A 10,875-nucleotide genomic window follows, 5' to 3' on the forward strand; every position below is an offset into this window, starting at 1 on the left:
GTCGGTGCCGACCTGCCGGTCGCGGCGTCGTCGGCGGGCGGCAACGATGAGCGCGACGGCCGCGGCCAGGAGCCCCCCGGCGGCGATCCACAACGGTGTCAGGTCCCGTGTGGACGTCTCACGTGCTGGTGCCGCTGACGGCTGCACGGCGCCTGGCGCGTCGGCCGACGGCATGGTGGTGGGCTGCCCGGAACCGACCGGGCCGGACAGGGCTGGGCCCGTCTTCGGGGAGGCTGGGGACGTCGCGTCCGGTGCGCGAACCGGTGCCGGGCGGCTGTGCTGAGGCGCCGCTGGCACGGCCGCCGGATCCGGAACGCGCCCGTTGCGGGACGGTTCCGGAGTGCTGGCGGGCCCGGTGGGTGTGGCCGGGACGGCGGGGGAGCCTGCGTCCGATGCGGTCGGCGCGGGCGTTGGTGTCGTGACCGTTGCTGTGGGACTGGTCGGTACGGGGGCGGGCGCGCGGTCGGTCCGCTCGGTGCTCTGACCGGGTGCGTGGTCGATGGGTGGTGCAACTGGCACGGCATCATCGGGCGCGGAGCGCGGGATGACAGGGAGCTTCAGCACCATGCCCGGGTTGATCAGGTCGGGGTTGTGCAGGGGCCGGCCGTCCGGGTCGGTGATTCCACGGTTGTGCTCGAAGACCGCGGTAACGAGATGGGGAAGGTCCGCTTCGGGCGCGTCGGGGTAGGCGCTGTGGGTGATGGCCCATAGCGAGTCGTCGGGAACGACGGTGTGCTGGTCGATCACCGGCCGATAGGGGCTGATGGTCTCCACCGGCCGATAGGGGCTGATGGTCTCTGCTGCGGAGGCGGGCACGGTCGGCGTTGTGGAAGCAGCCGCCACAGCCGTGAACGTCGGCCGTTCGCGCGGGATCCGCAGGAGGGTGCCCTCGGTGATGACGACGCAGCCGGCGGGTAGCAGGGTGCCGTCGGGCTGGGGGACGCCGATGCTGGCGTCGCGGATGTCGGTCCAGCGGTCGGGGTCGCCGAGATGCTCGTCGGCGAGGGAGCGCAGGGTGTCGTAGGGGCCGCAGCGGTACAGCTCCGGCTGATCGTCCGTGACGGCCACCGGCGTCCATCCGGAAGCGGCCGGCCCGGCCGCCGGACTGGTCGATGTGGCTGCCGCGGCGATGGTGACCGTCGGCTGGGTGGCGGTCGTGGATACCGGGGTTACCGTCGCCGCGCGCGAGGAGAACAGGGTCAACGCGACCGCGGCGGTGGCTACCCAGTGGCTGGCGAGGTGGCGCAGCGGTGCGGGTGCCGGGGCGGCGCGCCGGATTCGCGCCGCCTCGCGGGTGGACGCGCTGCTCGTGGGCGCGCCGCGCGTCCGCCCTGGTCCATCGGGGGAGCGGCGCGTTCGGCGGCTGGTCGCATGGACGGCGATTTCCCAGAGGATGCACAGGGTGAGCCACGCCCAGGTGATCCATCCTGCGGCGGCGATGACGTTCGGGGGGACGTCGGGGTGGACGAATCCGCCGGCGGCCAGCTCCCACCAGCGGCGCGGTTCGAAGGTGGTGGGCAGCGGGTTGTGTCGCCACATCCACAGCAGGAGCGGGACCGCGACGAGGAACGCGACAAGGCCGATCAGCGCGACGACACCGCGTAGGGCCTCACTCGGCCGTGGCCTGACCGTGGCCGACCGCGGCGGGTAGGAGCGGCCGGGACGCTGCCGGGAGGGGCGGGTGGTGCGGGTGTTCATGGCGGTCGGCTCCTGTCGATGGATCATCCCCGGGACGGGTCAGGGGCCATGGACGGCGACGGCGGACCGGGTCTGGGTGACGGTCTCGCCGGTGCGTCCGGACATGGTCAGGAACAGGTAGGGGACGTGGAGGGTCACGGTGACCGTGACGGTGTCGTCGGTGGTGGTGACCTGGCCGGTGGCCTGGTGGCGGGTGAGGTAGGCGCGGGCGGCGGCGTCGGCGGCGGCCGGGTCGAGCCGGGGCTGTCCGGCGCGGATGCTGGCGAGGGTGATCTGTTGGGCGCCGACCCGGGCGGCCTTGCCTGCGAGGTCGGAGGCATCGGTGTTGGCGTGCAGGACGCGGCCGGCGTCGGTGATGAGCCCGGCGAGGATGACCGCGCCGAGGAACAGGACCGCGAGCATCAGGCTGATCGCGCCCTCGTCGGACGTCCCGCGCCGCGAAGCGACCTGCCGGTTCGTCTCTTCGGGGAGGGGGCCGGTCGTGGCGTTCATGAGCGGGGGCCGATCCCGCCGCGGAACCGGTCGATGATCTCGTCGGCGGTGCTGTCGACCCAGCGGGAGGGGCCCAGGAGCAGGTCGATGCGGCAGTGGGCGGTGACGGTGACCCATCCGCCGGGACGGAAGTCGGCGGTGTCGGTGCGCAGGCTGATGCTGTCGGGTGCGCATCCGCTGCCGGCCAGGGTGGTGCGGGCGGTGACGTCGGCCTGCTGGGCGGCGTCGCTGGGGCTGGCGGCCAGGGAGGCGGCGCGGGCGGCTTCCCGGACGGCCTGGCCCACCGCGTCGCTGGCCTGACGGGTCTGGACGGCGACGGCGAGGATCGCCATCGCCAGCACGAAGATGCCGGCGCCGGCGGCGAGTTCGACCGCGAACGACCCCCGGTCGTCCACGCCGCGCTCCCGGAAGCGCCCTCGGCCTCGGCGCCCTTGGCCCCTGCACCCGCGGCCCCTGAGCCCATGGCTCCTGGAGTGGGTTGTCGCCCGGCCGTTCATCGGCGGATGCCGTCGGGGATGTAGCGCAGCCGGGGGCCGGTGGCGGCGCGGTGGACGGTGTCTCCGAGCACGGTGTGGGCGGTCACGGCCACGGTCACGGTGCTGGGTGTGCCGGTGACGTCGACGTCGACGCCGGTGACGACGCGGCTGGAGGTGGCCAGGGTGACGGCGACCGTGCGGGCGTCCTCGGGGGTGCCGTCCGCGGACTGGGCGATCTCCAGGCTGCGGGTGGCCGCGGCGTCGGCCGCTTGGAGGGCCAGCCAGCGCACCCCGAACAGCAGGATGAGCGTGAGCAGGCCGAACACGCCGATCATCACGATGGCGAGTTCGGTGGCGCTGCCGGCATCGCCACGTTGGCGACGACGGCCGTGCCGGTTCCCACCTGAAAGACGTGTCCGCATCATCGGAGATGCGCTATTTGCAGGTGGTGGGGTCGGCGTTGGTGCAGATGTTGTTCGCGGTGTCGATGGCTTTCTCCCGGATGATCGCGATGACGATGCCGGCGATGAGAACGAGACCGACGACGATGACCGCGGTGGACACGGGGCTGTCGCCGCGGTCGTCCCGGAGGGTCGTGGCGAGCCGGCGCAGGGAGGTAGACAGCCACAGCCAGGTCAGGGCCAGCCAGAGCCCGATCCGTCCAATCATGATCACTCCTTGGGGGAGGTGTCCGCGGTGGCGGCAGAGCGGTGAGGGAGGTCAGAGGCCGGCTCCGGTCCTGGTAAGGATCATCAGCAGGGGGAAGGTCAGGAACGCGACGAAGGCCAGGGCGACCACGGCGGCGGGCAGTTCCATCTCGGCGTCCGCGGTCGCGGATTCGGTGCGGGCCTGGGCGGCTTCGGCCGCGCGCATGTGCACCGCCTTGGACTGCAGCGCCTGCACCGGGGAGGCGCCCCGCAGCGCCGAGCTGATGGTCAGGCGCAGGTCGGTGAACTCCGGGGCGGGAATCCGGGTGGCGAGCCGGTCCAGGCCCGTGTCGGGGGCGACCCGGTGCGTGCGGGCCCAGTCCAGAGCGTCCCGGATCTGCTCGAAGGCCCAGCCCCCGCCGCTGTCGACGGCGGCGGTCAGGGCCGCGTGCAGCGGGAGGCCGCCGACGAGCAGGATGCGGAGCAGATCGATGAACGCGGCGACCGCCAGCCGGGTTTCCTGCCGGCGGGCCGCGGCCAGCCGGCGGACGGGCCGGTCGGCGGACAGGACACCGAGCAGCCCGCCGAACAGGCAGCCGACGGGAAGCAGCAGGAACGGCAGATCGAGCCCGGCGGCGGCAGCACCCGCGGCCAAGGCCACTGCCACCATGGCGCCGGCAAGGCCCCGGCCGACCCGCGCGGCGGTGTGAGCAGCGGGATCCCGACCGGCCAGAGCCAGATCATCGGCGAGCAGGAGCCGGCGGGCCCGGGCCTGCCCCGCCAGCCGGGTAAGGGTGACGGTCGCCCAGGCCGCCCACCCGGTCGCGCCGGCCGGGACGTCATCCCCCCGGCCGGCCCGGCCCCCGCCGCCGGCGCCGGCGACCGGGAGCAGCGTGCGGATGGCGAGGAAGACACCCGCGCCGGCCAGCGCCCCGCACAGCGCGGGCACCACGGCGGTCGGCAGGCTGCTCATGGGCGGGCCGTGAAGAAGTCGGGTGTCGGCGGCGGCTGGGACAGCCGGATCAGGGCGCGGACAGCGCCCAGCACCACAGCGATGATCCCGGTGAGGACGAGCTGACCGACGGCGGTGCGGTAGGGGTCGAGCAGTGCCGGCCAGGCGGCGAGCAGACCGAGCACGGACACGGCGAACAGAGCGAGCAGCAGCACCATGGACCGGCGGTATTTCGCCCGGGCGGCGTGGGTGTCACGCAGGACCGCGACCCGGTGCCGGGTGCTGTCGACCTGCTCGGCCATGAGCTGGGCCAGGTCACCGGCGCCGTGCCGGTAGGCGAGGGTGAGCGCGGTCACGACCGCGCCGACCGCGGGATGGTCGACCTCGGCGCGGAACCTCCGCAACGCATCAGGCAGCGGGGCGCCGTCCAGCGCGACGGCCAGCCGCCGCAACGGCTGGGCGAGTGCGGGGGGCGGCAGCGCGCAGGAGGCGGCGACCGCGGCGCGTAGCGGCTGGCCCGCGCCGAGTTCCTGCCGGACGGTTTCGCACCAGGTCGCGACCGCGTCCCCGATGGCGTTTTGCGCGGGTATGTTCGGCCCGCGGCGGCTCTCCAGGGCGACCCAGACCGCTCCGCCGGTCAGCAGCGCGAGGACGGGCATCCCCACCAGCGTCCCGCCGACCAGACCCATCCCGGCGCCGAGCGCCACCGGCCGCCAGGCGCCCGCCGGCATCCTCCGGACGAAGGCGTGGACCGGCAGCGGCCCGCCCTGCGGGGCGGTGATCAGCAGCCATGCCCCGGCGCCGACCGTGGCCCCGGACAGCACGAGCGCGGCGAATCGCAGGCCGGGGCTCACCAGAAATCCCCCGTCCGGCGGTGCAGAACAGCCGGATCGACCCCGGCGGTGAGCAGTTTGGCGGTGAGCCGTTCGCTCATCTCCCGGTCGGTGCGGACCGCCTGGCCGGCGGCCGGGTGCCAGCGCCATAGTTCCGTGGAGGTCACCGTGCCGTCTCGGTAGTCGACGTACTCCCGGATCGCGGTGACGACCCGCCGGCCGCCCACCCGGGCGACGTGCACGACCAGGTCGACGGTGGCCGCGATCGTCGCCAGCACGGTGGTGTCCGGAACGTGGCGGGTGCCGAGGGCCGCGTAGGTGCGCAGCCGGTGGATGACGTCCTCGGCGCCGGGCGCGTGCACGGTGGTGGCCACCCCCTGCGCGATGCCCTGGCCGACCGCGAGCAGCAGCGGCAGCACCCCGCCGTCCGGTTTGAGTTCGCCGAGCAGGACCCGATACGGGGTCTGGCGGCGCAGGTTCTCGGTGAGGTAGCGCTCCATGGAGTACTCGCCCCTGCCGTCGACGTTGGCCTCCCGGGCCTCGAAGGCGACCAGGTTGCGGAAGCGCGCCGGGGGCAGGAACAGCTCCTGTTCGTCCTCGACGGTGACGACCCGGTCCAGGACGAGCGGGTCGGGGTGGGCGTTCGCCCACGCCCGCAGCAGGGTTGTCTTGCCCGCCCCGGTGCCCCCGGAGATGACCAGCCCGACGGGTTCCCGCAGCGCCGCGCTGCCCTGCAACACGGCGTGGACGTCCGCGCTGAACATGCCGGCGGCCGCGAGGCCGTCGAGCCGGTCGAGACCGGGCAGGTAGATCCGGCAGTCGATGTGGGTGATGCTGGTGACCCGGCTGATCGCGTGGATGCGCACCCCACCGGCGGTCCGGAAGCGCACCGACGGGTTGGACTCGTCGAACCGCCGCCCGGCCAGGGCGGCCTGCTCGGCGACCCACTCGAACGCCTCGGTGTCCGTGGCGAACGGGGACGGGAACTCGGCGCGCGTGCCACCGACCCGCTCGGTGCAGATCATGTTGACGGCGCCGTTGACCTCGACGTCGCTCCACTGCCGGCCGGCCAGATGCGGGCCCAGCGGCCCGAGCGGGGAGTGTGCCTGCCGGGCCCGCAGCCGGACCTCCTCTTCCGATCCGGGGTCGAGCGGGGGCCGGCCGTCGATCACGCCGCGGTGCCGGGCCAGCGCGAGATGCTCGGCGATGACCTGCTCGACGATCGCGGCCTGGTCCGCGGAACTCGGCCGGTTGCCGTCCCGGCGGGCCTCGGCCAGCCGCCGGCCCACCTCCGCGGTGATGGTCGAGACGAGGTCGTGAACGGCCATCGCGTCCTGATAGCTGTCCTGATAGCCGTGCTGCTGACCGGTCGGGAGCAGGCTCACCGGGCCGGTGAGAACATGCTGGTCCGGTGTCCAGTTCGTGGCGGGTGGGTGGGTCATCGGCCGCCACCGAGCAGGCGCACACCCCGCTCGCCGCCGGCCGCCGCGGCCACCGCGCCGGCCGCCTGCTCCGGCACCGCCAGGTACACCACGGTGTCTCCGCCACGGTCGTCGGACGCCGGACGGCTGATCTCGGTGACCGTGACCCCGCGGACCAGGATTTCCGCCGTTCCGGTGGCCGGGTCGAAACCGAGGACGTCCACCGGTTCGCCCGGGCGCAGCGCCGAGGACGGCAGCCCGTCCGCGGGAACCTTGACCCCGAGAGTGACCAGGCCGGGAGACGGAGCGGTCGAGCCGACCATCTCCGGGGCCACCAGCGTCCCCGCCGGCAGGTCCAGCAGCAGCGGTTTACCGACGAGGGCCTGGCGGGCGACCTGCGGGGTGGTCAGCCGGACGGTGCCGCCGTCCACGGTGACCCGTAGCACGGCCAGATCCGACGGGGTCACCACATGCCCGCGCGGCAGCGGCCGGGCCAGCGTCACCACGTCCACCCGCGGCCGATCGTCCGTGGCGAACCACACCGCCCCACCCGCGCCGACAACCATCAGCAGGAGAGCGAACGCCGCGTTCATCGACCGGCGGGACCGCGGCCCGTGCGCCCGCTGGGGCCGGAGCGTGTCGGTCAGGGGAAGATCCGGCCGCCATCCGGTTCCCGTCCTGGTCACGGTCATCGGCCGGCCCGTTCGATCGCCTGGATCTGCCCGACCACGACCGGGATGTCCGTGGTGGTCGTCAGCGGCGCGAGCGTGCCGCTCTCCCCGTTCGACGCCACCCAGCCGACCTGCCAGCGGATCGTCAGTGCGGCCGGCCAGGCCCGCCCGTCCGGCGCGGCGGTGGACGCGTCCCGATAGGTGTAGGAGCAGGCCGGTGGACGATCCGGCTCGGGCATCCCGGTGGTGAACACCGGCCCCGGCCCGACACACGACACCGGCGGGGTGCCGTCACCGGGCTTGAACTCCAGCCTCTGCGGGGTGGCGGTCACGGTGACGGCGGCGCCTGGGATCGCCGCGGTCGCCACCACCGGCGCCCACTGGCCGGGCACGGCGAACCAGACCGGGACGTTCGCCACCACCGCTCCTGCCGTCACGGCAGGGGAGAACACGCCGTGGGGGAGGGGCAGCTTACGACGGATCTCCGCTGACGCGCCCGCGACCAGGTCGGCCGCGTCCGGTACCCGCAGCCACTGCCAGGCCGCCACCCCGCCGTCACACACCCGCCCGTAGAACCGCGAGCGGGTCCCGTCGGGGTCCACCCGGTCCATGATCGGGATCAGTTTCACGCTTTCCGGCCGCAGGTTGCGTGCCGCTTCGTACCCCGGCACCCATCGGCATACCGGTGCCGCCCCGGACGATCGCGGCACGTCGTCCTGGCTCGCGGTCGTGACCGAACTCAACAGTTCCTGCAATGCCTGATCGGCGAATACCTTGCCGGTCGTAATGCCGCGATCGTTTGTCCAGCCGATCCCGGCCGTCGCGGTGGTCGCTGGCAGAAGTAACCACAAGGTAATAGATGCTCCGATCACGAGGAGCCCGAACCGCGTGGGGGACACCGGTTCACCCCCTCCCAGGTGTCCACGGTCTGAACGCTGTCGATCTTCCAGGTGTCCTGTTCGACCCAGGTAACCCGGGTACGCTCGCTCACCGGTTTGTTGCTGATGACGATCTCGCGTCCGTCCGGTGCTCTGTTCACCGCGTCGTACAGGACGCCGTCGTCGTATCCGCAGACCGTCGCAGTCACCCGGCCCTGCGGCGGTGGGTTTTCGACCGCGATGTTCTCGATCACGTAATAGCTCTCCGGGCCGGGCCGGCCGGCAACGCGCCGGCTGGCCAGCCCCGCCATCCAACTCGCCACATCCGCCCGGGCCGGCGCCTGCGAGGTGTAGCGGGCGAGCAGGTCATCGACCCGGGACCGGTCGCCGGGAGCGGCGACCGCCGCGAGGTAGGACCGGTAGAAACCCTCCTGCGCCGCAGCGATCTGCGTCCGGGCCTGTGCCGCGGGATCGAGGCTGGGAGTACTTGTCCGGGGTGTGGACGTCGCCGGAAGGCCGCTGGCTACCGGGCCAGGTGTCGAGGTTCCGCCCCCGCATCCCACTGATCCGAGGAACAGACAGGCAATCGTCGCACCTATTGGCAGCAGTCGGGAGGGCAGAAAGCGAGGGCAGGGCATTACGCAACTCCACACGACGAGAACGAACCCCGTTATCGAACCGCCGGGACTCGTCCGTGAACATCTCGGTCCGCGAGAAAGCGCCCGTGTTCAGAGATCCGACGGGCCGGGACGGTTCGTCATACCACGAAGAAGATCCTGATTGTGGGAGCCGGTGGGGACGGACAGGAACATTCGATCACCATCATGCTGGCCACCGTTGCGGGAGAGCTATCAGTACGCCACTGTTCGTACCACACCGCGCTCCACGGTTGTAGGGTTTTCAGGGTTCTTGAGTATTACGCGCCGGATGAACGAGATCAGCCGGTATACGCCGACACCACGCGGCATGGAAACCCGTGGGGACCGTCGGCTGGCGCGCGAGCGCCCTGATGAGCAGGGGAGCATCACGCGGCTGCGCGGATCGCTCCCACCGCTCAAGCACCCGAGGGAGCCGACGATGTCCGACAACTTCGTCCTGCGCACCAGCCACGACGACACCCAGGTCCTCGTCCGCTGGCAGCCGGTGGCGGGGAGCGGCGCGACGGTGCTGCTGCGCATCGACCCGCTCCGGACCGGCCTGTCCGCGGCGTTCCTCACCCGGCAGGACGCCCTGACGCTCGCCGATGCCCTGACCCGCATCGCCCAGAACCTGCCCGCCGCCTCGACACTCGACAGCCAGCCCACGCATCCTGCTGATGGGCACCTGCCGGCCGCGTCCACGGCCGATCCGGCGGCCGTGGATCCGTGGCTGTCCACGGGGCTGCCGCCGCTCACCCCGTCGGTTGACGATCTGCGGCTGCGGGAGGCTCAGGCCGTCTACGACCGCGGTCTGCGCCGGCTGATCAACACCTACGCCCACCGCGCCACCCGTGCGGTGATCCGCGCCTATCCAGAGGCAATGTTGATCGAGATCGACTGCGTCCAGGATCCTGAGGGCGCACCGGGCTACACCAGCCTGCTCGCCGTGCTCGACCGCGGCGGACAACCGCTGGCGAGCGTGGACCACAACGCCGACCAGCGGTTCACCGCCCTGGACGCTCGGCTGTCCACCGAACTCGGTGCGCTGATGCGCTTCGCGCCCCCCGAGGACGGCTGGTACGGCCGCCGGCTCCTGGCCCTGTCCGACTTCCTCGCCTGGTAGGCCCACCGTGCAACGCGACATGAAGCCCGAGACACAGCCATCACCGGCACCCGGTCAGGCCGACCGGGGCGAGCGGCGGATCCGCTGGGCGACGATCACGGCCGTGGTCGCCGTCGCCGGCATCGCCGCCCTTGTCAGCTACCGGCACATGCGCGCGGTCGCGCTGGAACACGGCGAGGACCCGTTGAACGCGGCGGTCATCCCGTTGTCCGTCGACGGACTCATCGTGGCCGCGTCCATGAGCATGCTCAGTGCCAGTCGCTCGGGGCGGAAGCCCCCGCGGCTGGCGTACGCCCTCCTGGTTCTCGGGTCGGTGGCGAGCCTCGCGGCGAACGTCATCCACGCCGAGCCACAGCTCACCGCCCGGATCATCGCGGCCTGGCCGTCCGCCGCGCTGATCGGCGCCTACGAACTGCTGATCCGGCAGATCCGCGACAGCGGACATCCCGCCGTCCGTGGCGTCCCCGGCCCGGTCGACACAGCCGGAGCTCTGCCGGACGAGGTGGACACAGGCCCGGCCGGGATACCCACGTCCACGGGAACAGACGCCGACACGGAGCGGGGAATGTCGTCTGGTCCAGGGCAGGGCGGCGTAGCTGCGGCCGATGCGTCGAACCGTGAACATGCCGCCGAAGCGGGGGACCCGGTCGTCATACCGATCCGCCGGGAAGATCGACGCCGTCGAAGCGGCACCAAACGCGAACGGCTGTGCGCGCTCGTCGCCGACATCCCGCTCGACGACCCTCGCAGCGCCTACGCCCTGGCCCGCGAGCTCGCTCCGCGGGTCAACCTCCACGAGGGAACCGCCCGCCGGTACATCGCCGAGATCCGCGCCACCGTCCGTTCTGCTCCATGCGTTGGCACTTCGTCCCAAGCTTGATCTCTGACGGGCCTCCGGGCCGCTTTGCCGAGTCTCCGGGAGTGTCTTGTGTCCGTCAGGTCAGATGCCAAGTTCCGCATCGGGCCGGGTGACCGTGCTTTGTCGGAGCCGCTGGTATGCGGCGTGGTGGGCGGGGTCGTCGGGTGGGGCGCCGGCAGCCCGGTGT

General features: G+C 72.6%; 13 protein-coding genes. 2 read left to right on the plus strand and 11 right to left on the minus strand.

The genetic code is table 11. From position 1 onward, the window contains the following. The 11 genes from AC5LSR_RS20680 to AC5LSR_RS20730 form a co-directional block, all read right to left on the minus strand. A partial coding sequence (locus tag AC5LSR_RS20680) for a LysM peptidoglycan-binding domain-containing protein (protein ID WP_493468851.1) occupies positions 1-1,698 on the minus strand: 1,698 nt, incomplete at its 3' end. A gap of 39 nt (positions 1,699-1,737) precedes the next feature. Then, the gene (locus tag AC5LSR_RS20685) at positions 1,738-2,190 is read right to left on the minus strand and encodes a pilus assembly protein TadG-related protein (RefSeq protein WP_493468852.1); all 453 of its coding nucleotides are present in this window, start codon (positions 2,188-2,190) and stop codon (positions 1,738-1,740) included. Continuing rightward, positions 2,187-2,585 carry a hypothetical protein gene (locus AC5LSR_RS20690; RefSeq protein ID WP_493468853.1) on the minus strand — a complete coding sequence of 133 codons (399 nt, stop codon included), beginning with the start codon at positions 2,583-2,585 and terminating at the stop codon, positions 2,187-2,189. Before AC5LSR_RS20690 ends, AC5LSR_RS20685 begins: the two co-directional genes overlap by 4 nt. Positions 2,586-2,683: 98 nt before the next feature. Beyond that, positions 2,684-3,004, minus strand: a complete 321-nt coding sequence (locus AC5LSR_RS20695; protein ID WP_493468854.1) for a hypothetical protein — start codon at positions 3,002-3,004, stop codon at positions 2,684-2,686. Between the two features lie 97 nt (positions 3,005-3,101). Further along, positions 3,102-3,335: a hypothetical protein gene (locus AC5LSR_RS20700; protein ID WP_493468855.1), complete on the minus strand. Its 234-nt coding sequence runs from the start codon at positions 3,333-3,335 to the stop codon at positions 3,102-3,104. 51 nt (positions 3,336-3,386) lie between these two features. Beyond that, positions 3,387-4,286 (minus strand): type II secretion system F family protein, encoded by a 900-nt coding sequence (locus AC5LSR_RS20705; RefSeq protein ID WP_493468856.1) that lies wholly within the window; start codon positions 4,284-4,286, stop codon positions 3,387-3,389. After that, positions 4,283-5,119 carry a type II secretion system F family protein gene (locus AC5LSR_RS20710; protein ID WP_493468857.1) on the minus strand — a complete coding sequence of 279 codons (837 nt, stop codon included), beginning with the start codon at positions 5,117-5,119 and terminating at the stop codon, positions 4,283-4,285. The genes AC5LSR_RS20705 and AC5LSR_RS20710 overlap by 4 nt, the downstream gene beginning before the upstream one ends. Further along, positions 5,116-6,540, minus strand: coding sequence for an ATPase, T2SS/T4P/T4SS family (locus AC5LSR_RS20715; RefSeq protein WP_493468858.1), 1,425 nt, complete (start codon positions 6,538-6,540; stop codon positions 5,116-5,118). Before AC5LSR_RS20715 ends, AC5LSR_RS20710 begins: the two co-directional genes overlap by 4 nt. Next, positions 6,537-7,205, minus strand: a complete 669-nt coding sequence (locus AC5LSR_RS20720) for an SAF domain-containing protein (protein WP_493468859.1) — start codon at positions 7,203-7,205, stop codon at positions 6,537-6,539. Before AC5LSR_RS20720 ends, AC5LSR_RS20715 begins: the two co-directional genes overlap by 4 nt. Positions 7,206-7,207: 2 nt before the next feature. Continuing rightward, positions 7,208-7,933: a hypothetical protein gene (locus AC5LSR_RS20725; protein ID WP_493468860.1), complete on the minus strand. Its 726-nt coding sequence runs from the start codon at positions 7,931-7,933 to the stop codon at positions 7,208-7,210. 125 nt (positions 7,934-8,058) lie between these two features. After that, on the minus strand, positions 8,059-8,706 hold the full coding sequence (locus AC5LSR_RS20730; RefSeq protein WP_493468861.1) for a hypothetical protein: 648 nt from the start codon (positions 8,704-8,706) through the stop codon (positions 8,059-8,061). Between the two features lie 439 nt (positions 8,707-9,145). On the opposite strand from AC5LSR_RS20730, the gene AC5LSR_RS20735 reads away from it, so the two are divergent. Further along, positions 9,146-9,829, plus strand: a complete 684-nt coding sequence (locus AC5LSR_RS20735; RefSeq protein WP_493468862.1) for a hypothetical protein — start codon at positions 9,146-9,148, stop codon at positions 9,827-9,829. Between the two features lie 19 nt (positions 9,830-9,848). Next, positions 9,849-10,709 (plus strand): DUF2637 domain-containing protein, encoded by an 861-nt coding sequence (locus AC5LSR_RS20740; RefSeq protein ID WP_493468863.1) that lies wholly within the window; start codon positions 9,849-9,851, stop codon positions 10,707-10,709. The last annotated feature ends 166 nt before the right edge of the window (positions 10,710-10,875 follow it).

The organism is Protofrankia sp. CiP1_Cm_nod4, assembly GCF_982290645.1.